The sequence below is a fragment of the Nitratireductor sp. StC3 genome, from assembly GCF_003015025.1.
Classification (GTDB): domain Bacteria; phylum Pseudomonadota; class Alphaproteobacteria; order Rhizobiales; family Rhizobiaceae; genus Mangrovimarina; species Mangrovimarina alexandrii.
Genome location: NZ_PYBP01000007.1, coordinates 40458 through 66015, shown reverse-complemented (window position 1 = coordinate 66015; position 25558 = coordinate 40458). Strand labels below are relative to the sequence as shown.

Below are 25558 nucleotides of genomic sequence, written 5' to 3'. Positions count from 1 at the left end.
CCATGAGCAGGACAGCGAACGGACCGATCGGCCTCATGCTGGCCCCGGCGGTCGGCCTGATCGGGGTGTTCATCGTCATCCCGATGGCGCTGACCGTGTGGCTGTCCTTCCACGACTGGTCGACCCAGACGGGGTTCGCCACCGCGCGTTTCGTCGGCTTGCGCAACTATCACGACATTTTCGGGCCGATCTCGGTCGGCCGCGACTTCAAGCGCGCCTTCTCCAACACCGCGCTCTACACCGCCCTGTCGGTCGCCATCATCCTGCCGCTGTCGGTGCTGCTCGGTCTTCTGGTCTACCAGCGCCGCGTCGCCGGCGGCAACGTGCTGCGCACCATCCTGTTTTCCACCTATATGGTGCCGATGATCGCGGTCGCGCTGGTCTGGTCGAAGCTTTATTCGCCGAACGAAGGCCCGATCAACCAGATGCTCGGCTGGCTCGGTTTCGGCCCGCAGCCGTGGCTGTCCTCGCCCGACACCGCGCTCCTGTCGATCGTGTTCCTGAACGTCTGGCAGCAGGTCGGCTATTTTACCGTCTTGGTCATCGCCGGGCTGACGCAGATTCCGACCGCGCTCTACGAGGCGGCGCGGATCGACGGCGCCAACCGGATGCAGGAATTTTTCGGCATCACCCTGCCGCTTCTCAAGCGCACCCTGCTGTTCAGCGCCGTCATCGCCGTCATCAACGCCGTGCAGGTGTTCGAGCCGGTCGCCCTGATCACCCAGGGCGGGCCGGCCGGCTCCACCAACGTGCTCACCTATCACATCCGCCGGGTCGGCATCGAACGGGCCCAGGGCGGGCTTGGCTCGGCGATGGCGGTCATGCTGATGCTCGCCTTGATCGTCGTCATCGTGGTGCTGTTTGCCTTCGCCCGTCGGAGGGACGAGGAATGAACCCGCGCACCGTCTCTCCGCCGCGCCGGCCTCGCATTCGCGTCGATGCGGCATCCGCCGGCCTGCGGCTGGCGATCGTGATCGCGGCGGTGGTCGCCGCCTTTCCGCTCGTTTGGATGGTGCTGTCGAGCTTCAAGACCCCGGCCGAAAGCATGCAGGTGCCGCCGGTCTGGCTGCCCGGCACGCCAACCTTGGACGCCTATGGCGAGGTCGCCGACGTCATCAATGCCGGCCGCTCGTTCTGGAACTCGGCGGTGATTGCAACCGTGACCACCGCCGGCATCCTGATCACCAGCCTGATGGCCGGCTACGCTTTCGCCAAATATCGCTTCCGTGGCCGCGACGCGCTGTTTGCGCTGCTGATCGCGACCATGTTCCTGCCGCCGATCGTCACCCTGATTCCGCTCTACCGGCTGGTCACGGCGATCGGCCTCAACGCCAGCCTGTTCGGGGTGATCGTGCCGCATCTGGCCAACGCTTTCGGCATCTTCCTGATGCGCCAGTTCATCGCCGGCGTGCCCGACGATTTGATCGACGCCGCGCGCGTCGACGGCGCCTCGGAACTCAGGATCGTTTTTTCCGTCGTCGCGCCGAGCGTGGTTCCGGCGCTCGCCGCGCTGACCTTGTTCGCCTTCGTCTATCACTGGAACACCTATCTGTGGCCGCTGACCGTGCTGCAAGGCAACAGCGACGACTACCCGATCGTCATCAGCCTGAGCCGGCTCCTGTCCTATAATCGCGGCGCCATGAACACTCATCTGGTCATGGCCGGCGCGACACTGGCGGTGCTGCCGCCGCTGGTGATGTTCGTTCTGCTGCAGCGCTTCTTCGTCGACAGCATCGTCAGTTCCGGGGTGAAGGGATGAGCGCGATCCTCGCCATCGATCTCGGCGGCACCAATCTGCGCGCCGCGATCGCCCGGCCGGGCCGGGCGGCCCCGCTCGAGCCGGTCGGCCGCTGGGCCGCGCCCGCCTGCCTAGAGGATTTCGTCGCCCTGATCGGCACTCTGGTTCAGCAGCATCAGGCGGCACGCGTCGGCCTCGCGGTGCCGGGTCTGGTGTTGGGCACGCGCTGCGCCTGGATCCCCAACCTGCCCTGGCTCGAGGGCGCGGACCTGGCCACGCTCGTACCCGACACGCCGGTGGCGGTCGGCAACGACGCCCATATGACGCTTCTGGGCGAGGCCAGCGCCGGGGCAGCGCGCGGCATGGCAGACGCGCTTCTGCTTGCGATCGGCACCGGCATCGGCTCGGCGGTGCTGGCCGGCGGACGCATTCTTCGGGGCGCGCATGGCGGCGCGACCTCGTTCGGCTGGGCGTGCGCGGACCCGGACGATCCCGGCGACGGGCGCGCCGGCTGGCTCGAACGGCAGGCGGCCGGCCGCGCGCTCGACGGAATCGCACGCAACAACGGCATGGCCGACGGCGGCACGCTGATCGCCCGCGCGCGCACCGGCGACGCCGCCGCCAACGCATTGCTCGACCGGCCGGCGGCGGCACTCGGCGCCAGCCTCGCCGGCGCCGTCGCGCTGACCGACCCGCAAATCGTCATCGTCGCCGGCGGTGTCGCGGCCGGGTTCGACGTGATCGAGCACCGCGTCGCGGCGGCGATGCGGCGCCAATTGCCGCCGCATCTGCGCCAAATCGAGATCCGGCCGGGCCAACTCGGCGACACCGCCGCGCTCGCGGGCGCCGTGGCCGCGGCAGCCGGCAGCACTTTGTGGGAGACGACGGCATGAGCGAACTCGGCAACACCGCCCTGCCCGACCGGCGCCGGCCCGAGCCGCTGTGGCACCAGGCCGAAACCGCGATGCGCGAGCTGATCGCAAACGGCACCTGGACCGACGGCATGCAATTGCCGAACGAGGCGCGGCTGAGCAGCCTGCTCGGGGTCAGCCGCATCACCGTGCGCCATGCCCTGCGCAACATGGAAGAATCCGGCCTGCTGCGGCGCGAGCACGGCCGCGGCACCTTCGTGCGGTCCTCGCGGGTGATCGCCGGGGTGCGCGGCCTGACCAGCTTCACCCAGGAAATGGCCGGCCTCGGCCTGAAAGTGGGCTCGCGCCTGCTCGATCTGGGCGAGGAAGCGGCTTCGCCCGAGGTTGCGACGGCGCTGGAAATCCGCGATGGCGCGCCGGTGGTCAAGCTGCGCCGCCTGCGGCTGGGCAACGAGGCGCCGATCGGCCTGCAGACGGCCTATCTGCCGGCCGCGCGCGTGCCCGGCCTGGTGTCGCTGCACCGGCCCTCCGCGTCGCTCTACGAAACGCTGAAGCGCGATTTCTCGATCGCGCCGCGCGAGGCGCGGGAAGTCTACCGGGTCGGCACGGCCACGGCAGAGGACGCCGCCCTGCTCGGCATCGCGCCCGGCAGTCCGGCCTTCGTCGTCGAACGCATCACCTGCGACGCGATCGGCCCGTTCGAATTCGTCCACTCCATCATGCGCGGCGATCGCTACGAGATCCGCTCGCGCCTTCATCTTTAACTGCAAGGGAAAGGCATTTCACACCCATGTCCACGCTTTACATCAGCCGCCTGATCGAACTCGCCGAGGAGGCCGCACGAACCAACCAGGAGGCCCTCGACACGGTGTCGACGAAACTCGCCGGCTCGCTCGCCGATGGCGGCCTGGTCCATCTCTACGGTTCCGGCCACTCGGTCCTGCCGTGCCAGGAGGCGTTTCCGCGCTACGGCTCCTATGTCGGGTTCAACCCGCTCACCGATCCGCGGCTGATGTGGCACAACGTGCTCGGCGCGGGCGGCGTGCGCGAACTGCTGTGGCTGGAGCGCACCGAAAACTACGCCGAAAAATTTCTCGACCACCAGCCGCTCAATCCCGGCGATTCGATCGTCATCTTCGGCCATAGCGGCCGCAACGCCTCCGGCATCGAAACCGCGCTCTACGCTAAGAAACGCGGCCTGTTCGTTGCCGCGATCACCTCGACCCATAATCTCGACAAGCCGGCCACCCATTCGTCCGGCAAGCGGCTGGGCGACATCGCCGACGCGATCGTCGACACGCGCGCGCCGATCGAGGATTCGATCGTCAAGGTGGACGGCTGGTCGCGGCCGGTCTCCGGGTCCTCGACCGTGCTTGCGATGATGCTGATGCACGAACTGATCGCGCGCACCGCGCAAAAGCTCGCCGATCGCGGCATCGAACTGCCGACCTTCGCCTCGCCGACGATCGCCGGGGTGACGCTGGCCGACACCGACCTGATCTACGGCCAGTACCGCGAACGCATGATCGAGGCGCAGCAAAAGCATCTCGGTCATTTCAAGGACCGCATGAAGGGCTCGGCGTAAGCCGGCCCGCGACGGACTTTTGTAAAGGGGCGCGGAACGCCATGGCGACGGTCAGGCTCGACGGTATCGAAAAGGCCTATGGCCATCTCCGGGTGATCAAGGGCGTCGACCTGGACGTGGCCGACGGCGAGTTCATCGTCTTCGTCGGCCCGTCCGGTTGCGGAAAATCGACGCTGCTGCGCATGATCGCCGGCCTGGAGGAGATTTCCGGCGGCGATCTTCATATCGGCGGCGAGCGCTGCAATGAAATGGCGCCGAAGGATCGCGGCATCGCCATGGTGTTCCAGAGCTACGCGCTCTATCCGCACAAGACCGTCTACCAGAACATGGCCTTCGGCCTGAAGCTGGCGCGCCGGCCGAAGGCGGAGATCGAGACCAGGGTGCGCGAGGCCGCGCGCATCCTGCAGATGGAACACCTGCTCGACCGGCGCCCGAACCAGCTTTCGGGCGGCCAGCGCCAAAGGGTGGCGATCGGCCGGGCGATCGTGCGCGATCCGCAGGTCTTTCTGTTCGACGAGCCGCTGTCCAATCTCGACGCCGCGCTGCGCGTCAGCACGCGGCGCGAGATCGCCAAGCTCCACGCCGATCTCGGCGCGACGATGATCTACGTCACCCACGACCAGGTCGAGGCGATGACGCTCGCCGACCGCATCGTCGTGCTCGACGCCGGCATCGTCCAGCAGATCGGCACGCCGATCGAACTCTACGAACGGCCGCAAAACCTGTTCGTGGCCGGGTTCATCGGCTCGCCGAAGATGAATTTCCTCGCCGCCGAGATTGTCGGCCCCGACGCAAACGGCCTGCGCGTCAGCAGTCCCGAAACCGGCGAATTGCTGGTGGCCGATCGCGACATGCAGGCTCTTGCGCCGGGCGCGCCGGTCACGCTCGGCATCCGGCCCGAGCATCTCGTTCCCGCCGCCGGCGCAAATGGCGACCTGCTGGCAACGGTGCGCCTGGTCGAACGGCTCGGCGACCAGACGCTCTTGGAGGTGGAGACGCAATCGGGCGCAACGCTTGTGGCCAAGGCGCCGCCCGAGCGGCGCTTTGCGCCCGGCGCGACGGTCGCGCTCAACCTTGTGGCCGGCAAGACGCATCTGTTCGACCGCAACGGCAAGGCGGTCGCCCGGCGCGAACCGTAACCATCGCTGCGCCCATTTCCGTTCGCACCCTTGCGAACGAAGTGGCACTGTGTGTTCGAAATCCGTGAATTTGGAGCGGGCGATGGGAATCGAACCCACGACATCAAGCTTGGGAAGCTTGCGTTCTACCTCTGAACTACGCCCGCATTCGCGCCATTAATCGGCGAGCGGCGGGCGGGCGTCAAGCGGAATCGCCACACGAACGACGCCGCCGTCAACGCCGCCTGTAGAAAAAATAACGCCCCTCGGCCACACTCGGCGGCAGGGAGAGCGTTTCCAGTTCGTCATGCTCGAGCGGCATGCCGCTGACGGCCAAACCGCCGGGGCGCAGCAGCGGCGCGACGACACCGGCAAGCCAGGCGATGGTGGCGTCGTCGACCTCGGCATAGCCGGTGGCGATGTCGCAATGGACGAGTGCTGCGCCGATGCCGGCGAAGGCGGCGGCGCGCTCGCGGATCTCGCCCTCGACGAAATCCTCCGGCGCCGGCCTGGACGCGGCGAAGGCCGACATTTTGCGGTCGAAGACGAGAATACGGCGTTGCGGGAACAGGGCGCGCAGATGGTCGAAGGTGCGGCCGTTGCCGAGCCCCAGTTCCACCACCGGGCCGTCGATTTCGGCGAGCCGGCGCGCCGCCTCGTCGAGCAGATCGCGCTGTGCGCTCATGCGGCGGATGAAGGAGTCGAGGCGGCTCATTCGATTGTCCCGCGATCGGAGGGCGACGCCAGGCCGAGGCCCAGGCGGACCCGGCACCAACCAGCATCGCATAGGCCGGAGGGGGGCGTGAAGTCACGATGATAATTCGCCGCGGCTCTGGCCACGGCGCCGACGAGCCCCTATCTGGCGGCAAAGGTCCACCGCGACCGCGATGCCGACCTTGCCACCCTGCCGGAGCCCGCCGCCGTGAACCAGCTCAAATCTCTGATCGAATCCCGTCGCTTCGATCTCGCCATCACCGTCCTGATCGTCATCAACGCGATCACGCTGGGCCTGGAGACGTCGGAGCGCGCGATGAACGCCGCCGGCCCGCTGCTGGTGGTGATCGACCGGGCGATCCTGGCGGTGTTCGTGGCCGAGTTGCTGGCCCGGTTTATCGTCTACCGGGCCGATTTCTTCCGCGACCCGTGGCGCATTTTCGACCTGGTGGTCGTCGGCATCGCGTTGATGCCGGCCACCGGCAACCTGTCGGTGCTGCGCGCGTTGCGCATCCTGCGCGTGCTCAGGATCATCGGCATGGTGCCGTCGCTGCGCCGCGTCGTCGGCGGGCTGATCGCCGCGCTGCCGGGCATGGGCTCGATCATGCTGCTGCTGTCGCTGGTCTATTACGTGTTTTCGGTCATGGCGACCAAGCTGTTCGGCGCGGCCTTTCCAGACTGGTTCGGCAGCATCGCGCTGTCGGCCTATTCGCTGTTCCAGATCATGACGCTGGAAAGCTGGTCGATGGGCATCGTGCGGCCGGTGATGGAGGTCTTCCCCTGGGCGTGGCTGTTCTTCATCCCCTTCATCGTGTCAACCACCTTCACCGTGCTCAACCTGTTCATCGGCATCATCGTGTCGGCCATGCAGGAGGAGCACGACGCCGAGGCGACGGCGGAACGCCAGGCCCTGCAAAGCGAGCAGGAACTGATCCTGGCCGAGATCCGGGCGCTGCGCGAGGAGTTGCGCCAGCGCGCCGAAACAAGCAAGACTTGAGCCACGGCCGTTCGGGCCGTGAAGCGTTAGCGCCAAGGGGGACGATCGATGCGCCGGTTCCTGAAAATCGCGGCCGCCGCCGTGCTGGTCGTGGCGATCGGGCTCGGCATCTTCTTTTTCGTCGCGCCTGCAATGGTCGAGCGCTCGATGAACCAGGTGCTGGTTGCGCCGCCCTACGAGGCGACGGCGGCCGCCCGGCGCCTGCACGAGACGCTGATTGTCGCCGACATGCACGCGGATTCGCTTTTGTGGGGCCGCGACCTGCTCGAACGCGGCGAACGCGGCCATGTCGACATCCCCCGGCTGATCGAGGGCAATGTCGCCGTGCAGATGTTCACCCTGGTTTCCAAGACCCCGAGCGGCCTCAATATCGAGCGCAACGCCGACGACAGCGACAACGTCACCTGGCTCGCCATCGGCCAGCGCTGGCCGCTGCGCACCTGGTTCAGCCTCAAGCAGCGCGCGCTCTACCAGGCCGAAAGGCTGCACGCGATGGCGGACGCCTCGAACGGCCGTTTCGTCATCGTCAAGACCAAGGCCGATCTGACGGCGTTTCTCGAACGCCGCAAATCCGAACCGGAGATCGTCGCCGGCATTCTCGGCATCGAGGGCGCGCAGGTTCTGGAGGGCGACCCCGCCAATGTCGACGCCATGTTCGCGGCCGGCTACCGGATGATGGCGCCGACCCATTTTTTCGACAATGAAATGGCCGGCTCGGCGCACGGCATCGACAAGGGCGGCCTGACCGAGGCCGGCCGGAAGATGATCGCGCGCATGGAGGAGCTCGGCATGATCGTCGACATCGCGCACGGCTCGCAGAAGCAGATCGACGAGGTGCTGGCCATGGCGACCCGGCCGGTCGTGGTGTCGCATGGCGGGGTCAAGGGAACCTGCGACAACAACCGCAATCTCAGCGACGGGCAATTGCGCGCCATCGCCGCCAATGGCGGACTTGTCGGCATCGGCTATTGGGACACGGCTGTGTGCGGCACCGATCCGGCCGCGATCGCCCGGGCGCAGAAATACGTGATCGACCTGATCGGGGTCGAGCATGTCGGTCTCGGTTCCGACTATGACGGCGCCGTCGACGTGCCGTTCGACACCACCGGCCTGCCGCTCCTGACCGAGGCCTTGCTTGCCGAAGGGTTGGGAGAACGGGACGTCGCGCGGGTGATGGGCGGCAACCAGATCCGGCTCCTGGCCGAGCTCCTGCCGGACTGAGCGCGGGCCCGCGGGCAGCGCCGGCTCAGCGGAAATGTTTCGACAGTTTCAGGCCCTGGGCCTGATAGTTGGAGCCGAGATCGGCGCCGTAGAGCGCGCCGGGCGCGGAGGCCATGTGCTCGTAGACCAGCCGGCCGACGACCTGACCGTGCTCGAGGATGAACGGCACCTCGTGGCTGCGCACTTCCAGAACGGCGCGGCTGCCGGTGCCGCCTGCGGCCGAATGGCCGAAGCCTGGGTCGAAGAAACCGGCATAGTGGACGCGGAACTCGCCGACCAGCGGATCGAAGGGCGTCATCTCGGCGGCGTAGCCGGGGGGAACGTGCACGGCCTCGCGCGAAACCAGGATGTAGAACTCGTCGGGATCGAGGATCAGTTCGCGCCGGTCGCGAATGTCGAGCGGCTCCCAGAAATCGCGGACATCGTGCGCGGCGCGCTGGTCGACGTCGATCAGCGCTGTGTGATGCTTGGCCCGGTAGCCGACCAGGCCGCCGTCACCGCCCGCCCCCTCGAGGTCGATCGACAGAGCGATGCCGCCCCCGGTGATGTTGGGCGTGTCGGAGGCGACCAGCGTTTCGGCGTCGTGCAGGGCCAGAAGCGCATCCTCGTCGAGCGCCGCGCGGCCGCGGCGGAAGCGGATCTGCGACAGGCGCGAGCCGGTGCGCACGACGATCGGAAAGGTGCGCGGGCTGACCTCGAGATAGAGCGGGCCCTTGTAGCCGGCGGGGATCTTGTCGAATTCGGGTCCGAAATCGGCCATGACGCGGGTGAAGATGTCGAGCCGGCCGGTGGAGCTTTTCGGGTTGGCGGCCGCCGATACGCCCTCGCCCAGATCCAGCGCCTCCAGAAGCGGGACGATGTAGACGCAGCCCGTTTCCAGAACCGCACCGCCCGTCAGGTCGACCTCGTGCAGTTTCAGCCGATCGAGCTTGTCGATGACACGATGGCGCGGACCGGGCAGGAAGCTCGCGCGCACGCGATAGGCTTTTTCGCCCAAGCGCAGGTCGAGGCTTGCCGGTTGTATCTGGTCGGCGTCGAGCGGGATCGGCGCGGCGAGCGCGCCCATCTCGAACAGGGCCGAGATTTCGTGATCGGGCAGAATGCCAGTCTTGCGCAAGGTCGGCGGCTCCCGGGCCAATCGACAGTCATGTTTCGGGCGCGGCGAGCATTAGCGGAGCAAATTGTTGACGCAAGGCCGGTAGGCGTTTATTGGACACTTATCCCGTGGTGATTTGGCCGGTCGGCTTGCAGCCACGTTAAACAAGTCGCTAAAGGGCCGAACGCAAGCCGGTTCGCGACTTTCCGCGACCGGTTTTTTTGTGTTCGAGGCAAGGCCATGACAAGCGAAACGAAGCGCAACTGGAAACCCGCAACCGCTTTGGTTCACGGCGGCACCCAGCGCTCCGCCTTCGGCGAGACCTCCGAGGCGCTCTACCTGACGCAGGGCTTCGTCTACGACAGCGCCGAGGCGGCCGAGGCGCGCTTCAAGGGCGAGGCGCCCGGCTTCATCTATTCGCGCTATGCCAATCCCACGGTCGACATGTTCGAGCGCCGCATGTGCGAACTGGAGGGCGCCGAAGACGCCAGAGCAACCGCATCCGGCATGGCGGCGGTGGCGGCGGCGCTGCTGTGTTCGCTCGGTGCCGGCGATCATGTCGTCGCCGCGCGCGCATTGTTCGGCTCGTGTCGGTGGATCGTGGAAACGCTGATGCCGAAATACGGCATCGAGACGACGCTGGTCGACGGCACCGACATCGACGCCTGGAAAAGCGCGGTACGCGCCAACACCAAGCTGTTTTTCCTCGAAAGCCCGACCAATCCGACGCTGGAGGTGATCGACATCGCCGCCGTCGCCGCGATCGCCAATGAGTGCGGCGCGCGGCTGGTGGTCGACAACGTGTTCGCCACGCCGCTGCAGCAAAAGCCGCTCGCGCTCGGCGCGCATGTCGTGGTCTATTCGGCAACCAAGCATATTGACGGCCAGGGCCGCTGCCTGGGTGGCGTCGTCCTGTCGGACAAGGCCTGGATCGACGACAAGCTGCACGACTATTTCCGCCATACCGGGCCGAGCCTGTCGCCGTTCAACGCCTGGACTCTGCTCAAGGGGCTGGAAACGCTGCCGTTGCGGGTACGCCAGCAGACCGAAAGCGCCGCCCGGATCGCGGGCCATCTCGCCTGCCACCCGGCGATCAAGCGCGTCGTCTATCCCGGCCGCAACGACCACCCGCAGGCCGACATCGTCGCGCGGCAGATGACGGGCGGCTCGACCCTAATCTGCTTCGACGTCAAGGGCGGCAAGAGCGCGGCCTTTTCCTTCCAGAACGGGCTCGACCTGGTCCGTATCTCAAACAATCTCGGCGACGCCAAGAGCCTGATTACCCATCCGGCGACGACCACGCACAAGAACCTCGCCGAGGCGGCGCGGCTGGAGCTCGGCATCAATGCGGGCACGGTCAGGCTTTCGGTGGGGCTCGAAGACGCCGACGACCTGATCGACGACCTCGACCGGGCGCTGGCCCGGGCGGCCTGATCCTGGCGGCCCGTCGCGGCCGCGGCGTCACGGACGGTTCAGAAGCTGCGCCTGGCCAGAACGATGCGCGAGACGGCCGTATAGGCCGTCAACGCCGCGAAAGCATAGGCAAGCGTGGCAAAACTGGCCGGCAGAAGGCAGAAAGCGACAAAAAGCAGGATGGTTTCGGTCGCTTCCGCAAGCCCGGTGGTGAAAAAGATCGATTTTTCGCCACGCGCGTCGCTCGACAGCCCGCGTCGTTCGGCCATGACGGCGAACGCCAGAAAGCTCGCGCCATTGACGTAGAAGGTGAAGATCAGCACCGCGCCGGCGACCGCGTTGGCGGCCGGGTCGAGCAGCACGAAGCCAAGCGGAATCGCCCCGTAGAAGACGAAGTCGAGCACGATGTCGAGGAAGCCGCCATAGTCGGTCTTGCCGTTGAGCCGCGCCACGGCCCCGTCCAGCCCGTCGCCGAGGCGGCTGATCAGCAACAGCGCCAGCCCGGACCAGAGATAGCCGAGGGCGATCGCGCCGGTCGCCAGGAGCCCGACCGCGCAGGCCACCACCGTGACGGTGTCGGCGCCGACGCCGGTGGCGGCCAGTTTTCTGGCCAGCCCGTCGAGCATCGGATCGAGCCGCGGCTTGACCCAGCCGTCAAGCACGACCGATATCCCGACCGACCGCCCGGCCAAATCGCCGCGCGGATCGAAACGACGCACGCGAGAGCCCGTGTGCGGATCGCGGCTTGACCCATCGGGCCGGCTCGGCAAGGATTCTGTGCATGAACGTTCGGGAGCCTCAATGATGTACCAGGCGGTAACGCGAAACATAGAGGTGCGCGTGGAGCCTTTCTATCTCGATGAACGCTCCGACCCGTCACAATCGCGCTATGTCTGGGCCTATCGGGTCACGATCGCCAACAATTCGCAGGTGCCGGTGCAGCTTCTGTCGCGCTACTGGCACATCACCGACGCAGAGGGACGCGTCGAGGAAGTGCGGGGGGCCGGAGTCGTCGGCGAACAGCCGCAACTGGGGCCCGGCGATAGTTTCCAGTATACGTCCGGCTGCCCGCTTTCCACACCTTCGGGCATCATGACCGGCCACTATACGATGCGCGACGCGGCCGGATCCATGTTCGAGATCGACATTCCCGCCTTCTCGCTCGATCTGCCAGACGATGCGCGCACGTTGAATTGAACGGGCGTGAACGGTCCTGTCTTCACTCGCTGTCGGAACGCGTGAATTCGGCCGGATCGAACCGGTATTCCTTGGAACAGAACTCGCAATTGACGCGAATTTCGCCGTTTTCGACGCTTTCGGCGATCTCGTCGTCGGAAAACCCGTCGAGAATGGCGCTGATCTTCTCGCGCGAACACGAACAGTCGTCGGCGACCGTCTGGCCGGGGAAGACGACCACGCCGTGCTCGTGGAACAGCCGATAAAGCAGCCGTTCGGCCCCGATCGTGGGATCGAGCAGTTCGTCCGCCTCGATGGTGGCAAACAGCGCCAGCAATTCGGCCCAGGCGTCGTCGAGACGCACCGGCTCGGCAGCGTCGCTTTCGCCGTCGCCGCCCGGCAAATCCGGCAGGCGCATGCGATCGGGCGCATCGGGCAAAAACTGCGCCAGCATGCCGCCCGCGCGCCACGACGCCTTGCCGCCGGCCTCCGGCAGGACCTGGCGGGCGACCGACAGCCGCACGTCGGTTGGGATTTGTTCCGACTGCCTGAAATAGTTGCGCGCGACTTCCTCCAGCGACGCCCCGTCGAGCTGGACGACGCCCTGATAGCGCTGCATATGCGCGCCCTGGTCGATCGTCATGGCCAATACGCCGGTGCCCAGCAGTTGCTCGGGCGCGGTGTGTCCTTCTTCCTGGGCGCGGGCAAGCCTTGCCTCGTCGAAACGGGCGTAGGCGCGCATGGCACCGCGCGCGGCGAAATCGGCCACCAGCATGTCAACCGGTCCGTCGGACTGGGTCTGCAGGATGAGCTTGCCGTCGAATTTGAGCGAACTGCCCAGAAGCGCGGTCAGCACCACGCATTCGGCCAGCAGCCGGGCCACGGGCTCGGGATAGTCGTGGCGCGCGAGCATGGTGTCGAGCATCGGCCCCACCTGCACCGCCCGGCCGCGCACGTCCAGCGCCTCGACCTGGAACGGCACGATGACGTCGTCGCCGGCATGACCGAAATCGCCGAGCTTCAACCGTTCAGTCACCCGCGCCCGTCCCCGCCAGGCACCAGGCCAGCACCGCCTTTTGCGCGTGCAGCCGGTTTTCCGCCTCGTCGAACACCACCGAATGCGGCCCGTCGATGACGGCGTCGGTCACTTCCTCGCCGCGGTGAGCGGGCAGGCAATGCATGAACAAGGCGTCGGGCTTGGCGTTCTCCATCAGCGCCTCATTGACCTGATACGGCACGAAGACGTTGTGGCCGCGGGCGCGGTGTTCCTGGCCCATCGACACCCAGGTGTCGGTCACGACGCAATCGGCATCGCGCACGGCATCCTCGGGCTTGTCGTGGAAGGCGATGCTGGCGCCCTCGCCGCGCGCCCAGGCCACATAGGACGGCTCCGGCTCCGAGCCCTCGGGCACGGCGATGTTGAGCGCGAACTGGAAACGGGCAGCCGCCTCGACCAGGGAATGCAGCACGTTGTTGCCGTCGCCGGTCCAGGCGAACAACCGGTCCTTGACCGAACCGCGATGCTCCTCGAACGTCAGGATATCGGCCATGATCTGACAGGGATGGGTGTCGTCGGTCAGCCCGTTGACGACCGGCACCGTCGCGTTGGCCGACATTTCCAGCAGGCGATCGTGCGAGGTCGTACGGATCATGATCAGGTCGACATAGCGCGACAGCACCTTGGCCGTGTCGGCGATCGTCTCGCTGCGGCCGAGCTGCATTTCGGTTCCCGTCAGCATGATCGTCTCGCCGCCGAGCTGGCGCATGCCGACATCGAACGACACCCTCGTCCTGGTCGAGGGTTTGTCGAAGATCATCGCCATGACCTTGCCCTCAAACGGCCGCTCGCGCACACCCGATTTCAACACCGCCTTGCGCGCTTTTGCATCCTCGAGAATGGCGCGCAGCGTCTCCGGCGGCAGCGCCGACAGATCGGTGAAGTGGCGCGGCCGCCTGGCGGTCGGGGCGTTTGCCGTCGCGTCAGGCATCGACAGCCACCTTGGACAGCTTCTCGGCGGCATCGCGCATATGGCCAAGCGCGACGCGGATTTCCTCGTCCGACACCGTCAGCGGCGGCAACAGCCGCACGACATTGTCGCCGCCGGGAACCGTGAGCAGGTTTTCGTCGCGAAAGGCGAGCGTTACGGCGGCATTGGCCTGCCGGCATTTCAGCCCGAGCATCAGCCCGGTGCCGCGGAATTCCTCGAATACAGCCGGAAAGGCGTCGACGAGTTCGGCCAGGCCCTGACGCAAGAGCAGGGATTTGCGGTTGACCTCGTCGAGAAAACCGTCGCCTAGAACGACATCGAGAACGGCATTGCCGACCGCCATCGCCAGCGGATTGCCGCCGAACGTGGTGCCGTGGACGCCGGCCGTCATGCCGGTGGCGGCTTCGTCGGTCGCGAGGCACGCACCGAGCGGAAAGCCGCCGCCAATGCCCTTGGCGATCGCCATGATGTCGGGTTCGATCCCGGCCCATTCATGCGCGAAAAGCCGCCCCGTGCGCCCGACGCCGCACTGGACCTCGTCGAGAATAAGCAGAATGCCGTGCCTGTCGCACAGATCGCGCATCGCTTTCAGCATGTCGTTGGCAACCAGACGAATGCCGCCCTCGCCCTGCACCGGCTCGACGAGGATGGCGGCCGTTGCCGGCGTGATCGCGTTTTTCAGCGCCTCGATATCGCCGAACGGCACCTGGTCGAAGCCCTGGACGTCGGGTCCGAAACCTTCCAGATATTTCTTCTGACCGCCGGCCGCGATGGTGGCCAGCGTGCGCCCGTGGAAGGCGCCTTCGATGGTGATGATGCGATTGCGCTCCGGCCGGCCGGCGACATAATGATAGCGCCGCGCCGTCTTGATCGCGCATTCCAGCGCCTCGGCGCCGGAATTGGTGAAAAACACCTTGTCGGCGAACGTGTTCTGCGCCAGACGCTCGCCGAGCCGGCTCTGGCCGGGGATCTCGTAGAGATTGGAGACGTGCCACAGCTTGCCGGCCTGCTCGCCGAGGGCGGCGACCAGATGCGGATGGGAATGGCCGAGCGAATTGACGGCGATCCCGGCGGCGAAGTCGAGGAAACGCTCGCCATCGGACGTAATCAGCCAGCTGCCCTCGCCGCGTTCGAAGGCGAGCGGAGCCCGTGCAAAAGTTTCATACAGCGCTGAACCACTCATGAGCGCACGCTCCGTTCCGCGTTTCGGATCGGCCGCAAAGCCTTGTAAAAACCGGCCGCGGCCACCAAATCAAAAAGCCGCCCTCCGGGCGGCCGCGTCGTCAGCATATCGGTTTTTTTGGCGCCAGAGTCAATGTTGCGGCTTCGTGGGAAGCGAGGCCGCAAATCCGGCCGACCGGACGCGGCGGCGGCAAGTTGGGGAAAACCGAGAAATCGGATTCAGCGAACCGGCGCGACTCTTGTCATGGAGTCAGCCGCTATTGTAGTTTGAGCGCAAGAAAAAACTATATTTCGTGCGGCGGACAATCTCACCGGGTACATCTCGTGTCTTCCTGGCTTTGCCGGGACGGGAAACGATTCCGATTCCGCCACCCGAATGCACCAGGAGCGTGAGCGGATGAACTGGACGGATGAAAGGGTCGAACTGCTGAAGAAGCTGTGGGCGGAAGGCCTGAGCGCCAGCCAGATCGCGGCCCAATTGGGCGGTGTCAGCCGCAATGCCGTGATCGGCAAGGTTCATCGTCTGAAGCTTTCCAGCCGTGGCCGCGCCTCGGCTGCGCCGAGCCGGCCGAAGAAGACCGCGCGGCCCGGCGCCACCGGCAAGCCCGCGCCGCGTTCCTCGGGCTCACGCCCGCTGCCGCAGACGGTGGGCGCCAACGCTCTCAATGCCGCGATCGACGCCGACGCCGTCCCGCGCCCCATGCCGCGGCCGGCAGAAGACGTGGTGGTGCCGATCTCGCGGCGCCTTTCGCTGGCGGAGCTGACCGAGCGGACATGCAAATGGCCGAACGGCGATCCGCTGCACGAGGATTTCCACTTCTGCGGCAACGAAACGGCGGAAACCGGGCCCTACTGCACCTACCATTCCCGCCTCGCCTTTCAGCCGGCCTCCGAGCGCAGACGTCAGCGTTGACCGAGGCGCGGCGACCGCGATCCCTCAAAATTGCGCTTGCTGCGCCTCGACCGGTGCGGGCTGTCGGAGCTTGTGAACCGTTCAGGCGGCCCGCCGGCCGGCGGGCTCATTTGGTCGGGATGACGACCTTGTGGCTCTTGTCTTCCTTGGGGCGCTCGGCCGGCATCTGATCGCCGGTCACGATGTGATAGACGGTTTCGGCGATGTTGGTGGCGTGATCGCCGATGCGCTCGATGTTCTTGGCGCAGAACAGCAAATGGGTACACGAGGCGATGTTGCGCGGATCCTCCATCATATAGGTGAGCAGTTCGCGAAACAGCGAGGTGTACATGGCGTCGATATCGTCGTCGCGGTCGCGCACCTGGCCGATACGGGCGACGGAGCGCGTGGCGTAGGCGTCGAGCACCTCCTTCAACTGGGTCAGCGCAAGCTGGGCCAGCGCCTCGAGCCCGCGAAAGAGCTGTATCGGTTGCGCGGCGTCGCTCAGCGACACGACACGCTTGGCGATGTTCTTGCCGAGGTCGCCGACCCGTTCGAGATCGGAGGAAATCCTGATCGCGCCGATGATCTCGCGCAGGTCGTCTGCCATCGGCTGGCGTCGGGCGATGATGATGACGGCCTTGTCGTCGATGTCGCGCTGGGCCTCGTCCAACGCCATGTCGTCGGCGACGACCTTACGCGCCAGATCGGTGTTGGAGGCGACCAGCGCCTGGACGGCCTGGTCGACCATACGCTCAGCATGGCCGCCCATGAAGGCGATCCTATTGGCCAGGAACTTCAGTTCCTGGTCGTAGGCGTTCATGATGTGATCGGACTTCATCGCGGTGCCACTCCAAGGCGCAGGATCGGCCCTCTATACGCCATGCACATGACCTAAAAAAGAACGGGGCGAACGGCTTGCAGCCGTCGCGTCTCATGACGAACGGCTTTGGCTTGGCGGGAACTGAACCGTGAAAGCCGCACCCTCGCCAGACGGCGAACGGATCGTCAGGCGTGCATTGTAGCGGGTTAGAATATGCTTGACGATGGCCAGGCCGAGCCCCGTCCCCTTCTGGGCGCGGCTGGTTTCGGCATCGACGCGGTAGAACCGTTCGGTCAGGCGCGGAATGTGCTCTTCAGGTATTCCCGGCCCGAAATCGCGCACCGTCACGCTGGGGCCGCTCGCCTCCGCGCCCGTGCCCGCATCCAGCGACACCACCACCTTGCCGCCGGACTGGCCGTATTTGCAGGCGTTTTCGACCAGGTTCTCGAACACCTGGATCAACTCGTCCGGCTGGCCGAGAATTTCCACCGGCACGGGCGGGACTTCCCTGACGATCGTCACGCCCACCTCGGCGGCCAGATGGTTCATCGCGTCGATGACCCGGTCGATGACCTGGCGCAGGTCGACCGCCCTTGACGGCGCGGCATAGGTCTTCATCTCCAGTCGCGACAGCGACAGCAGATCGTCGATCAGCCGCGCCATGCGCGCGGTCTGGTCCTGCATGATCTGCAGAAAATGATCGCGGGCCTTGGCGTCGTTGCGGGCCGGACCACGCAGGGTCTCGATGAACCCGGCCACGGAGGCGAGCGGAGTGCGCAACTCGTGGCTGGCATTGGCGATGAAATCGGAGCGCATGCGGTCGATCCGCCGCGTCTCGCTCTGGTCCTTGAAGACCAGTACGAAAAGTCCGGTGCCATGGCCGAGCGGCCGTCCGACGACGCGGAACCAGCGTTCGATCGGAACGCGCTCGGCATAGTCGGTAACGTGCGGTTCGGCCGCACCCTCGCGAAGCCCGCTCAAAAAACTCTGGAATTCCGGCGTGCGGAACCGCAACTGGATCAGCGTCCCGGCCCGGAAATCGCCGAACGCGGCGCGGGCGGCGTCGTTGGCATGGACGATCGCGCCCGCCTGGTCGATCATCACCAGCGGATCGGGAATGGCGGCGGCCAGATATTCGGCCGAATAAGGCTGAAGCCCGGCGGAAGCCGGTGCCGCCGCGCCCGCGGAAGTCGGCAGCGGTGCGCGCGCGCCGGGCCCGAACGCGGCGACCGCCAGAACCGCGGCCAACGCAAGCCCCGCGACCGGCCAGTCGAGGCCGCCGAGCCAGGCCAGGACGACGATCGCCGCGCAACCGGTCGCAACGAGCCATTTCGCCCGTCTCAGATTGGATGCGCCGCGCCGCATCCACCGATCTATCGCCTCGTCAACCGCCATCGAGCCTAACGCGCTCCGCCTGTGCGCGCCCCACGCGCGGGCGTCTTGGAATCGACCCGCTGCACTGGACGCCTGCCGGAGCGCCCCATAGCATGGCCGCGACCGCAATTCGGAGAAAAATCAATGTCCAAGGCCGACCTCGCGCATCCTGAGCTGAACGCAGACCCGATCAAGCTTACCATCGACGGCGAGGAACGCGTGTTCGACATCAACGATCCCAAGCTGCCGGACTGGATCAAGGACAACGATATGGCGTCCGGCGGCTATCCCTATGCCGACAAGATGGACAAGGACGACTACGAAGACCGGCTCGAACGGCTGCAGATCGAGCTGGTCAAGCTGCAATACTGGCTGCAGGCCAGCGGACATCGCGTCCTGTCGCTTTTCGAGGGACGGGACGCGGCTGGCAAGGGCGGCACCATTTTCGTCATCCGGCAATATATGAACCCGCGCGTGGCCCGCAACGTCGCCCTGCCGAAACCGACCGAGGTCGAGCGCGGCCAATGGTATTATCAACGCTATATCGAGCATTTCCCGACCGCGGGCGAATTCGTCACCTTCGACCGATCCTGGTATAACCGGGCGGTCGTGGAGCCGGTGATGGGGTTCTGCACACCGGCACAGATGGAGAAATTTCTCGGCGAAACGCCCTCCTTCGAGCGCATGATCGTCAATGAAGGCATTCATTTCTTCAAATTCTGGCTCAATATCGGCCAGGAAATGCAGCTCAAGCGGTTTCATGACCGGCGCCACGACCCGCTGAAGATCTGGAAATTCTCCCCGATCGACATTGCCGGCATGGGCCTTTGGGACGACTACACACGGCGTCGTGACATGATGATGAAACGCACGCATACCGCGCACGCCCCGTGGACCGTGCTGAAGACCAACGACAAGCGGCGCGCGCGGTTGGCGGCGATCCGCCACATCCTGTCGTCGCTGCCTTATGACGGCCGCGACGACGCGCTCATCGGCGATCAGGACGACAAGATCGTCTGCGCCGGGCCGCAGATCATCGGAAGCTGACGCGCGGACCGGCCGGTTGCGGCGGGCGTGGGGACCTCCGGAAGCGGGCATGCGGGCTGCCGGTCTCGCCCTCGGTGCCGGCGTGGCGCTTGTGCGGCGTCTTTTCCCAATAATGCGGCCACCAGCAGATCTGCCAGCAGGCGCGCAACGCGGCCGCCGACATCAAAAGCCAATAGGCCGGCGTCAGCGCGGCGTTCTTCCAGAAACCGCGCCTGTCGGCCTTGTCGAGGCAGCGCAAGCCCAGAGCCAGGAACGAGCCGTAGCCGAGCACCATGTTGAAAAGCGCGAGCGCCAGCAGCACGGCGTCGCCGCCATCGAGCGTGCCGGCCCAGCCCAGCTTGGCCCCCAGATAGGCGATGCTCGCCAGCAGGACGGGATGCGCGAGCGCCGAGGCGATCATGCCGGCGAACATCACCTGGACCGCGATGAAGGACGCCGCCCCGACCTCGCGATAAAACCGCGCCGGTCGACGCATATGAACGAACCAGGTCTGGATCCAGCCCTTGAACCAGCGCGTGCGCTGGCGCAGCCAGACCCCGACCTCGTCGGGTGCGTCCTCCAGGGTCGGACAGGTGATGGTCTCGCAGCGATAGCCGAACCGCGCGAAGCGGGTTCCCAGATCCGCATCCTCGGTGACGTTGTAGGGATCCCAGCCACCGACCGCGATCAGCGCGCGCCGACGGAAATGGTTGGACGTGCCGCCGAGCGGGAAGCTCAGCCCGTGCCGCGAGAGCCAGGGCAAAATCCCGTTGAAATGCAACGCATATTCCATCTGGAACATGCGTGGCAGCGCACCGGCGGCGGCATTGGCCACCACCAGCGGCGCCTGGACGCAGGCCAGCCGCTCGTCGCCGTCCCGAAAACGTTGCCAGGCCTCCAGCAACTGCATGGGATGCGGGCGGTCCTCGGCGTCGTAGAGCGCCACCAGTTCGCCGCCGACCGCCGGCAGCGCGAAGGCGAGCGCCTTCGGCTTGGTGCGCGGTTGGCACGGCGGGACCCGAATGATCTCCATCCACGGTCGCAACCGCTGGCGGGCGATGGCGGCGAGCGTGGGCGCGTCATCGGCCTCGCAGACGAACTTGATCTCCAGCTTGCTGCGCGGCCACACGATCCGCGCCAACGCGTCGAAAAGATCGTCGATGATCTCGGCTTCCGAATGCAGGGCGATCAGGATCGTGTAGACCGGCAGCGCCCGCGCGGTCGCGACGGCGGGCGGACGCGGATCGGCGGGATGCGCTTGGGTCAACGCCGCCAGGCGCAGACCGACGCACATGAAAAACATCGCGGTGATGACCACGAAGGCGGACCAGACCGTAATTCCCGGCGCCAGGGCGTAGGCGACCGGTCCACCGATCAGCAGCAGCCCGAGCGTCAGCCCCTGCCAGGAGGTCGCGCCCTGGCGGGCGGACAGGTCCGGCCGGGCGGCGAACAGGCCGCGCAAAGCCTCGTCCAGCAACAGACGGCGCGCCAGATCCAGCAACGCAGCGCGCAGGCTCCCTGGCGCGACCAGGCGCAGGCGGCTGACGAGATCGGCGCGACCGTCGAAGCGGCGGCGCGCCTCGCCCGGATTGAGCCTCGTCGACGACAACAGCACCCCCGGCGGGCCGCCGGCATCGGTGCGCACGTGAAGCTGTCCGCGCGGCCGGGAAAGCAGCATAAGCAGTTCCCGGTCGCGCAGGACGAGCGCGCCCGACGGCGTGGCCGGTTCGAAGGCGAGTCCGATCTCGTCCGCCAGGGCGCGGTAGAGCGCGTCTTCGGGCACGAGGCCGGCCACGTAGAGTTCGTCGAGCAGTTCGGTGCCGTTGAGGTCGGCGCGCACGGCAAGCCGCAGCGCCTCGTCCTCCGACAGGCGCAGCCGGCGCAGCATCCCGCGCCAGCCGCCCAAGGTCGCCATGCCGGCGAGCAGGCGCGCACCGTCGTGCCACGGCGGCCGCCATGGACGCCGCGCATATGGCGTCTTCAGCCCGCCCGGCGCGCCTTGCGGCCCGCGCCAGCCCTTTCCAAGGCGCTGTTGCACCGTCTCCCCTCCCTGGCGAGGCGCGCCCGTAGCCGTTGTCCCCCCGGCCGGGCACGCCCGGTTCTGCCGCCGGCGCTCAGGCGGCCATGCGCGCGATCCGCTTCAGCCGGCGCAGCGTCGCTTCATCCTGCAGCGCGTCGTGAAACAGCGACACCTCCCGGTCGATGCGCGCGCACAGCTGGGCGGCATCGCCCTTGAGAAGCCCCCGCGTCTGGGTGAGCGCCCGAACTGGCTTCTTCGCCAGTTGCCAGGCGACCCGCGCGGCGGCGGTTTCCGGTTTTTCCGTTTCCACGAGATCGGTCACCAGGCCGAGCGCCTGCGCCTTTTTGGCGTCGAGCGTCTCGCCGAGGCAGAAGAAGCGGAAAGCATTGGCGTAGCCCAGTTTTTCCGGCGCCAGGATGCTGGTCGCGGCGTCGGGCACAAGGCCGAAATCGACGAACGGCACCCGGAACGTGCTCTGCACCGAGGCGAAGACCAGATCGCAGTGGAAAAGCACCGTACACCCCACGCCGACCGCGTCGCCGTCGACACAGGCCAGAATCGGCTTGGGAAAGGTCGCCAGCATGCGGAACATGTCGGTGACGGCCCCGATCAGGGATTGATGCTTGTTGGCGTCGAGGAATTCCGAAAGATCGCCACCGAGGCAGAAGCATCCCGACAGGCCACGCAGGACGACCACGCGAACGTCGTCACGCGCCTCCGCCTCGCGCAATGCCTGGGCGAGCCGCAGATAGGCCCGGTGATCGAGCACCGGACGGCCGTCCGCGTCCGACAGCGTCAGCGCGAGCGTGTGATTGCCGAATTCGGTGACATGTGCGTTGTCCATGATTTTCTCCCATCGTCCAAGCCGCGCGGCCTTTGCCGGCGCGCGGCGCCCCATCTGGCGTCAGGACGCGCGCCGAAAGACCTCGTCCTCCGGCATGCCCCGGCTCAAGACCGGCGCATGATGGCCGCGGCGGCTGCGCACCACGTCCAGCGTCTGTTCGTTGAAGGTCAGCAAGGTCGCGACCACCTGCTGGCGGCCATAGGTCCGCTGATAGCCGAGCGGACGGGCCAGGAAGCTGAGCTGCAGGGCGCGCAGCACCCACATTGGCTCGAATTCGATGATCACCTGGTCGACGCCGCGTTCCAGGCCCCATTCGACGAAGCCGGCGATCAGCTCGCTGCCGACCGTGGACACGCCGCGCCGGCCGTCCCGATGCGCGTGGGCAACCGCATAGCGGGTCAATTCGAACACGTTGGGGCCCTTCGGCCCTTCGCCCTCGCACAGATCCGACAGAATGTCGGTCAGCAGATGCGGACGTGTGGTCGGCAGCATGCGCTGGTAGCCGGCGAGCCGGCCGTTGCGCATGCAAAGGTGATGGACCGCTTCGTCGTGGTCGAACTGGTCGCTTTCGAGGCTGTCGGGACTGCGAAGGTCGTCCCAGCCCATCTCCTCGACGAAGATCTTGTGCCTGAGCCGGCGAACCTCGTCCCACAGATCGGACCGGTCGGCCAACTCGTTCGTCGTCAGTGCGTAGATCATGGTTCCCTCCTGTGGATGGAGAGAAAAACTTACGACGAGTCCGGAGAGCGAATATTACGTGATCACGTAATGCCCGGCCTGCTCACGCGATCAGGAAATGTATCCGTGGCGAATGGCCTCGGCGACGGCGTGCACGCGATTGGCCGCGCCCAGCTTGCGCTTGGCGTTGAGCAGGTGTTTTTCCGATGTGTGCTCGGAAATTCCCAGGATCTGGGAGATCTCCCATTCCGACTTGCCCTCCGCGGCCCATTTCAGGCACTCGGTCTCGCGCGGGGTCAGATCGGGGCGCTGGTCGAATATGGCCTGGGCATTTTGCAATTGCATGGCGCGTCCGATCGCGTAGGTGGAAGCCAGTGAAACCACCCCCACCCCTTCGGGAGAGATGTCGACGAACTCGCCACCCAGCGACACCATCACGATGGTGCCCTCGATGGTGATCAGGGGAAAGGCGAAACCGTCCTTGAGCTTGAACTCGCCGGCATCGCCCATCACCTGGCGGGCGGTCTTGCCGGCCTGCAGTTCGCTGGTGGCGCTGCGCCAGTTCACCATCGTGGGGGAGCGTTTGATATAGGTGACCACCGGATCCTGGTCGACATAGTTGCGCGCCACGTAGCGCTCGAGCCAATCCTGCGGCCAGTCGCACAGCATGACATGGCTTTTCTGCTTGCCCTTGGGCGTTCCCGGGCGCGGTACGGTACCGGCCATGATCGCCGTCAGGCCGAAGCTGCGCGTCAGACCGAGCAACTGCCGACACACCGTTTCCGGTGTTTCAGCCCGATCCAGCTCTTCGATAAATTGCAGCGTATCGTCGAACTGCCCCATTCTTGACCCCAAATGGCCGGATTGGAATCGCAACGCACTATAGCGTGTACGGATTTTTCATCTATTAACCCGTGGTTGCAAATACGACAAACGATTGGGCCACAACGCGGGAGGATGAAAAAGGCGCGCTCACGTGCTAGCCATCGCACGGGGCGGTTGGGGATTTATGCATGCTGAGAGCCTTGTGCACCGTGTTCGTCTATCTGGCGTTGTCGGCGGCCCCGGCAGCCGCCGAGCCCGCCATCCCGAACCTATGGGACACGCGCGAAAGGCTGGCGAAACCCGAACTCGGCGAGTTGCCGCGCCTGCGCTTCCTGACCACGATCGATTTTCCGCCCTTCAATTTTCTCGACCGCAATGGCCGCCTCAGCGGCTTTCACGTCGATCTCGCCCGCGCGATCTGCGCGGAATTGTCGCTTGAAGATTTGTGCCAGATACAGGCTTTGCCCTGGGACGAGTTGTCCAACGCCCTGGAAGCGGGCCAGGGCGAGGCGATCCTGGCCGGCTTGGCGGTCACGGCCGAAACGCGCCAGCTCTACGCCTTCTCGCGGCCCTATCTGCGGCTGCCGGCCCGCTTCGTGGCGGCCAAGGACAAGACCGTCGCCGAGCCCATGCACGAGGCGCTGGCCGGCGAACGCGTCGGCGTGCGCGGCGGCAGCGTGCACGAAAAAATATTGCGGGCGCTGTTTCCCGATCTGCGCCCGGTGGTCTATTCGCGTTCCGACTGGATGCTGGACGACGTGCGCCAGGGCAAGACCGCGGCCGCGTTCGCCGACGGCATGGCGCTGTCCTTCTGGCTTTCGGGCTCCGGATCGCAATCCTGCTGCCGTTTCGTCGGCGGCCCCTACCTGCTTCCGGCCTATCTCGGCCCCGGCATGGCGATCGCCACGCGACGCGACAGGCCAGAGCTTGCCGCCGCCTTCGACTATGCGCTGCACGAGATCAACGCCAACGGCACTTTCGCCGAGCTTTATCTGCGTTATTTCCCGATCAGCTTCTTTTAGGCCCGGCTCCGTCGGCCAGTTCCTCCTTGCCGGCACCCGGCGCATTGGAGCCCGCCGCCCGCAAGGCGCGAAACGGCAGCAACAGCGCCCACGCGAGGCCGGACGGCGCCTCGCCGCGATAGTCCGAAAGCCCTATTTCCATGCCGTCATGACCAAGCCGCGGCTGGGCGCGATAGGTGCGAAACAGGCGGTCCCAGAACGGGAAATTGAAGCCGTAATTGGAATCGGTCTCGGCGCGGATCGAGGAATGATGGACCCGGTGCATGTCGGGCGTGACCAGAACCCGCCGCAAAAGCCGGTCGAAGCCCAGCGGCAGCTTGGCATTGGAATGGTTGAACATCGAGGTTCCGTTGAGCACGATCTCGAACACCAGCACCGCCAGCACCGGCGGACCGAGCGCAACAACGACGGCCGCCTTCCAGACCATCGAAAGCAGGATCTCCAACGGGTGAAAGCGCAGGCCGGTGGTCACGTCGAAACCGGTATCGGCATGGTGCATCCGGTGGATGCGCCACAAAAGCGGGATCTTGTGGCTGGCGACGTGTTCCAGCCAGACAGCGAAGTCGAGCAGCACGAAACCGATCAACCCGGCAAGGCGCGGATCGACCTCGAACCAGCGTAAGATGCCCCAGCCGCGGCTTTCGGCCCACACCGCGGCCCCGACGGCCGCCGCGGGAAAGATCAGCCGCAGCAGGATCGACGAGATCAGCACCATCGACAGATTGGTGAACCAGCGCCGGGCCTTCAGAGTGCCGGCCATCTCGGCGCGCTCGAGACGGGGCGACCACAGTTCGAACGCGGCCATGGCGCCGAATATGACAAGAAAGGCGGTTAGGCGCGCGGCCGCCTCGGATATCTCGAACCCCTGCATATTTCCACCACCGGCTTTCGCTCGCTCAGGCGGTCAGTGCCACCGTGCAATGGCAAACACCAATCAACAGGCGGTGAGCGCGG

26 protein-coding genes, 1 tRNA gene and 1 riboswitch are annotated in these 25558 nt (G+C 66.2%); of the genes, 13 read left to right on the top strand and 14 right to left on the bottom strand.

Annotated features, from left to right (window positions below):
• Positions 1-2 precede the first annotated feature (2 nt).
• The 6 genes from C7T96_RS15450 to ugpC are packed head-to-tail and all read left to right on the top strand — an operon-like array spanning position 3 to position 5334.
• Entirely contained in the window at positions 3-893 is an 891-nt protein-coding gene (locus C7T96_RS15450) for a sugar ABC transporter permease (RefSeq protein ID WP_106572148.1), read from the top strand.
• Positions 890-1759, top strand: a complete 870-nt coding sequence (locus tag C7T96_RS15445; protein ID WP_106572147.1) for a carbohydrate ABC transporter permease — start codon at positions 890-892, stop codon at positions 1757-1759. Before C7T96_RS15450 ends, C7T96_RS15445 begins: the two co-directional genes overlap by 4 nt.
• Positions 1756-2631 carry an ROK family protein gene (locus C7T96_RS15440; RefSeq protein WP_106572146.1) on the top strand — a complete coding sequence of 292 codons (876 nt, stop codon included), beginning with the start codon at positions 1756-1758 and terminating at the stop codon, positions 2629-2631. The genes C7T96_RS15445 and C7T96_RS15440 overlap by 4 nt, the downstream gene beginning before the upstream one ends.
• Positions 2628-3374 carry a GntR family transcriptional regulator gene (locus tag C7T96_RS15435; RefSeq protein ID WP_106572145.1) on the top strand — a complete coding sequence of 249 codons (747 nt, stop codon included), beginning with the start codon at positions 2628-2630 and terminating at the stop codon, positions 3372-3374. Before C7T96_RS15440 ends, C7T96_RS15435 begins: the two co-directional genes overlap by 4 nt.
• Positions 3375-3400: 26 nt before the next feature.
• Positions 3401-4195 carry a sugar isomerase domain-containing protein gene (locus tag C7T96_RS15430; RefSeq protein ID WP_106572144.1) on the top strand — a complete coding sequence of 265 codons (795 nt, stop codon included), beginning with the start codon at positions 3401-3403 and terminating at the stop codon, positions 4193-4195.
• Positions 4196-4236: 41 nt separating this feature from the next.
• The gene (gene ugpC, locus C7T96_RS15425; RefSeq protein ID WP_106572143.1) at positions 4237-5334 is read left to right on the top strand and encodes a sn-glycerol-3-phosphate ABC transporter ATP-binding protein UgpC; all 1098 of its coding nucleotides are present in this window, start codon (positions 4237-4239) and stop codon (positions 5332-5334) included.
• Positions 5335-5405: 71 nt separating this feature from the next.
• Here the strand turns inward: ugpC and C7T96_RS15420 are convergent.
• Together C7T96_RS15420 and C7T96_RS15415 are read right to left on the bottom strand one after the other, a co-directional pair.
• A tRNA-Gly gene (locus tag C7T96_RS15420) sits at positions 5406-5480 on the bottom strand.
• A 68-nt stretch (positions 5481-5548) separates the two neighbouring features.
• Complete coding sequence (locus tag C7T96_RS15415; protein ID WP_106572142.1) at positions 5549-6028, bottom strand: class I SAM-dependent methyltransferase; 480 nt, start codon at positions 6026-6028, stop codon at positions 5549-5551.
• Positions 6029-6235: 207 nt separating this feature from the next.
• Here C7T96_RS15415 and C7T96_RS15410 point away from each other — a divergent pair, with 207 nt between their 5' ends.
• Together C7T96_RS15410 and C7T96_RS15405 are read left to right on the top strand one after the other, a co-directional pair.
• On the top strand, positions 6236-7024 hold the full coding sequence (locus C7T96_RS15410; RefSeq protein ID WP_106572141.1) for an ion transporter: 789 nt from the start codon (positions 6236-6238) through the stop codon (positions 7022-7024).
• Between the two features lie 48 nt (positions 7025-7072).
• The gene (locus C7T96_RS15405; RefSeq protein WP_106572140.1) at positions 7073-8245 is read left to right on the top strand and encodes a membrane dipeptidase; all 1173 of its coding nucleotides are present in this window, start codon (positions 7073-7075) and stop codon (positions 8243-8245) included.
• A gap of 25 nt (positions 8246-8270) precedes the next feature.
• Here C7T96_RS15405 and C7T96_RS15400 read toward each other — a convergent pair whose 3' ends face one another.
• On the bottom strand, positions 8271-9362 hold the full coding sequence (locus tag C7T96_RS15400) for a 2'-deoxycytidine 5'-triphosphate deaminase (protein ID WP_106572276.1): 1092 nt from the start codon (positions 9360-9362) through the stop codon (positions 8271-8273).
• 97 nt (positions 9363-9459) lie between these two features.
• A riboswitch (SAM riboswitch) is annotated at positions 9460-9537 on the top strand.
• A 44-nt stretch (positions 9538-9581) separates the two neighbouring features.
• Here C7T96_RS15400 and C7T96_RS15395 point away from each other — a divergent pair.
• A complete protein-coding gene (locus tag C7T96_RS15395; protein ID WP_106572139.1) occupies positions 9582-10775 on the top strand; it encodes an O-succinylhomoserine sulfhydrylase in 1194 nt (397 codons plus the stop codon).
• A gap of 38 nt (positions 10776-10813) precedes the next feature.
• On the opposite strand, the gene C7T96_RS15390 is transcribed toward C7T96_RS15395, so the two are convergent.
• Positions 10814-11416, bottom strand: a complete 603-nt coding sequence (locus tag C7T96_RS15390; RefSeq protein ID WP_106572275.1) for a CDP-alcohol phosphatidyltransferase family protein — start codon at positions 11414-11416, stop codon at positions 10814-10816.
• Between the two features lie 142 nt (positions 11417-11558).
• Here C7T96_RS15390 and apaG point away from each other — a divergent pair, with 142 nt between their 5' ends.
• Positions 11559-11951, top strand: a complete 393-nt coding sequence (gene apaG / locus C7T96_RS15385; protein WP_106572138.1) for a Co2+/Mg2+ efflux protein ApaG — start codon at positions 11559-11561, stop codon at positions 11949-11951.
• Positions 11952-11973: 22 nt separating this feature from the next.
• Here apaG and C7T96_RS15380 read toward each other — a convergent pair whose 3' ends face one another.
• Genes C7T96_RS15380 through C7T96_RS15370 form a run of 3 tightly spaced genes read right to left on the bottom strand, consistent with a single transcriptional unit; the run spans position 11974 to position 15101 of the window.
• A complete protein-coding gene (locus C7T96_RS15380; protein WP_245414152.1) occupies positions 11974-12966 on the bottom strand; it encodes an Hsp33 family molecular chaperone in 993 nt (330 codons plus the stop codon).
• Entirely contained in the window at positions 12959-13918 is a 960-nt protein-coding gene (argF, locus tag C7T96_RS15375; RefSeq protein ID WP_106572136.1) for an ornithine carbamoyltransferase, read from the bottom strand. Before argF ends, C7T96_RS15380 begins: the two co-directional genes overlap by 8 nt.
• Positions 13911-15101: an aspartate aminotransferase family protein gene (locus C7T96_RS15370; protein ID WP_106572135.1), complete on the bottom strand. Its 1191-nt coding sequence runs from the start codon at positions 15099-15101 to the stop codon at positions 13911-13913. Before C7T96_RS15370 ends, argF begins: the two co-directional genes overlap by 8 nt.
• Positions 15102-15497: 396 nt before the next feature.
• Between C7T96_RS15370 and C7T96_RS15365 the strand changes: the two genes are divergently transcribed.
• The gene (locus C7T96_RS15365; RefSeq protein WP_106572274.1) at positions 15498-16013 is read left to right on the top strand and encodes a GcrA family cell cycle regulator; all 516 of its coding nucleotides are present in this window, start codon (positions 15498-15500) and stop codon (positions 16011-16013) included.
• Between the two features lie 106 nt (positions 16014-16119).
• On the opposite strand, the gene phoU is transcribed toward C7T96_RS15365, so the two are convergent.
• A complete protein-coding gene (gene phoU, locus C7T96_RS15360; protein WP_106572134.1) occupies positions 16120-16833 on the bottom strand; it encodes a phosphate signaling complex protein PhoU in 714 nt (237 codons plus the stop codon).
• A gap of 93 nt (positions 16834-16926) precedes the next feature.
• The gene (locus C7T96_RS15355; protein WP_245414151.1) at positions 16927-18210 is read right to left on the bottom strand and encodes an ATP-binding protein; all 1284 of its coding nucleotides are present in this window, start codon (positions 18208-18210) and stop codon (positions 16927-16929) included.
• 123 nt (positions 18211-18333) lie between these two features.
• On the opposite strand from C7T96_RS15355, the gene ppk2 reads away from it, so the two are divergent.
• On the top strand, positions 18334-19236 hold the full coding sequence (gene ppk2 / locus C7T96_RS15350) for a polyphosphate kinase 2 (protein WP_106572132.1): 903 nt from the start codon (positions 18334-18336) through the stop codon (positions 19234-19236).
• Here the strand turns inward: ppk2 and C7T96_RS15345 are convergent.
• The 4 genes from C7T96_RS15345 to C7T96_RS15330 all read right to left on the bottom strand — a co-directional run bounded on the left by C7T96_RS15345 (position 19223) and on the right by C7T96_RS15330 (position 23600).
• The gene (locus tag C7T96_RS15345; protein WP_245414150.1) at positions 19223-21253 is read right to left on the bottom strand and encodes a glycosyltransferase family 2 protein; all 2031 of its coding nucleotides are present in this window, start codon (positions 21251-21253) and stop codon (positions 19223-19225) included. The genes ppk2 and C7T96_RS15345 overlap by 14 nt on opposite strands.
• A gap of 76 nt (positions 21254-21329) precedes the next feature.
• A complete protein-coding gene (locus tag C7T96_RS15340; RefSeq protein ID WP_106572131.1) occupies positions 21330-22079 on the bottom strand; it encodes an enoyl-CoA hydratase-related protein in 750 nt (249 codons plus the stop codon).
• Between the two features lie 60 nt (positions 22080-22139).
• Positions 22140-22778 (bottom strand): acyl-homoserine-lactone synthase, encoded by a 639-nt coding sequence (locus tag C7T96_RS15335; RefSeq protein WP_106572130.1) that lies wholly within the window; start codon positions 22776-22778, stop codon positions 22140-22142.
• 90 nt (positions 22779-22868) lie between these two features.
• Complete coding sequence (locus C7T96_RS15330; protein ID WP_106572129.1) at positions 22869-23600, bottom strand: LuxR family transcriptional regulator; 732 nt, start codon at positions 23598-23600, stop codon at positions 22869-22871.
• A 170-nt stretch (positions 23601-23770) separates the two neighbouring features.
• On the opposite strand from C7T96_RS15330, the gene C7T96_RS15325 reads away from it, so the two are divergent.
• Positions 23771-24604 carry a transporter substrate-binding domain-containing protein gene (locus tag C7T96_RS15325; RefSeq protein WP_106572128.1) on the top strand — a complete coding sequence of 278 codons (834 nt, stop codon included), beginning with the start codon at positions 23771-23773 and terminating at the stop codon, positions 24602-24604.
• On the opposite strand, the gene C7T96_RS15320 is transcribed toward C7T96_RS15325, so the two are convergent.
• Complete coding sequence (locus tag C7T96_RS15320; protein ID WP_106572127.1) at positions 24591-25475, bottom strand: sterol desaturase family protein; 885 nt, start codon at positions 25473-25475, stop codon at positions 24591-24593. The two genes, C7T96_RS15325 and C7T96_RS15320, sit on opposite strands and share 14 nt — an antisense overlap.
• Positions 25476-25558: the final 83 nt, after the last annotated feature.

Coding starts and splice junctions, on each gene's coding strand:
- C7T96_RS15430 (WP_106572144.1), top strand. CDS start 3,401: ATGTCCACGCTTTACATCAGCCGCCTGATCGAACTCGCCGAGGAGGCC.
- phoU (WP_106572134.1), bottom strand. CDS start 16,833: ATGAAGTCCGATCACATCATGAACGCCTACGACCAGGAACTGAAGTTC.
- C7T96_RS15370 (WP_106572135.1), bottom strand. CDS start 15,101: ATGAGTGGTTCAGCGCTGTATGAAACTTTTGCACGGGCTCCGCTCGCC.
- C7T96_RS15320 (WP_106572127.1), bottom strand. CDS start 25,475: ATGCAGGGGTTCGAGATATCCGAGGCGGCCGCGCGCCTAACCGCCTTT.
- ppk2 (WP_106572132.1), top strand. CDS start 18,334: ATGTCCAAGGCCGACCTCGCGCATCCTGAGCTGAACGCAGACCCGATC.
- apaG (WP_106572138.1), top strand. CDS start 11,559: ATGTACCAGGCGGTAACGCGAAACATAGAGGTGCGCGTGGAGCCTTTC.
- C7T96_RS15355 (WP_245414151.1), bottom strand. CDS start 18,210: ATGGCGGTTGACGAGGCGATAGATCGGTGGATGCGGCGCGGCGCATCC.
- C7T96_RS15325 (WP_106572128.1), top strand. CDS start 23,771: ATGCTGAGAGCCTTGTGCACCGTGTTCGTCTATCTGGCGTTGTCGGCG.
- ugpC (WP_106572143.1), top strand. CDS start 4,237: ATGGCGACGGTCAGGCTCGACGGTATCGAAAAGGCCTATGGCCATCTC.
- C7T96_RS15330 (WP_106572129.1), bottom strand. CDS start 23,600: ATGGGGCAGTTCGACGATACGCTGCAATTTATCGAAGAGCTGGATCGG.
- C7T96_RS15365 (WP_106572274.1), top strand. CDS start 15,498: ATGAACTGGACGGATGAAAGGGTCGAACTGCTGAAGAAGCTGTGGGCG.
- C7T96_RS15445 (WP_106572147.1), top strand. CDS start 890: ATGAACCCGCGCACCGTCTCTCCGCCGCGCCGGCCTCGCATTCGCGTC.
- C7T96_RS15415 (WP_106572142.1), bottom strand. CDS start 6,028: ATGAGCCGCCTCGACTCCTTCATCCGCCGCATGAGCGCACAGCGCGAT.
- C7T96_RS15435 (WP_106572145.1), top strand. CDS start 2,628: ATGAGCGAACTCGGCAACACCGCCCTGCCCGACCGGCGCCGGCCCGAG.
- argF (WP_106572136.1), bottom strand. CDS start 13,918: ATGCCTGACGCGACGGCAAACGCCCCGACCGCCAGGCGGCCGCGCCAC.
- C7T96_RS15450 (WP_106572148.1), top strand. CDS start 3: ATGAGCAGGACAGCGAACGGACCGATCGGCCTCATGCTGGCCCCGGCG.
- C7T96_RS15340 (WP_106572131.1), bottom strand. CDS start 22,079: ATGGACAACGCACATGTCACCGAATTCGGCAATCACACGCTCGCGCTG.
- C7T96_RS15395 (WP_106572139.1), top strand. CDS start 9,582: ATGACAAGCGAAACGAAGCGCAACTGGAAACCCGCAACCGCTTTGGTT.
- C7T96_RS15440 (WP_106572146.1), top strand. CDS start 1,756: ATGAGCGCGATCCTCGCCATCGATCTCGGCGGCACCAATCTGCGCGCC.
- C7T96_RS15335 (WP_106572130.1), bottom strand. CDS start 22,778: ATGATCTACGCACTGACGACGAACGAGTTGGCCGACCGGTCCGATCTG.
- C7T96_RS15405 (WP_106572140.1), top strand. CDS start 7,073: ATGCGCCGGTTCCTGAAAATCGCGGCCGCCGCCGTGCTGGTCGTGGCG.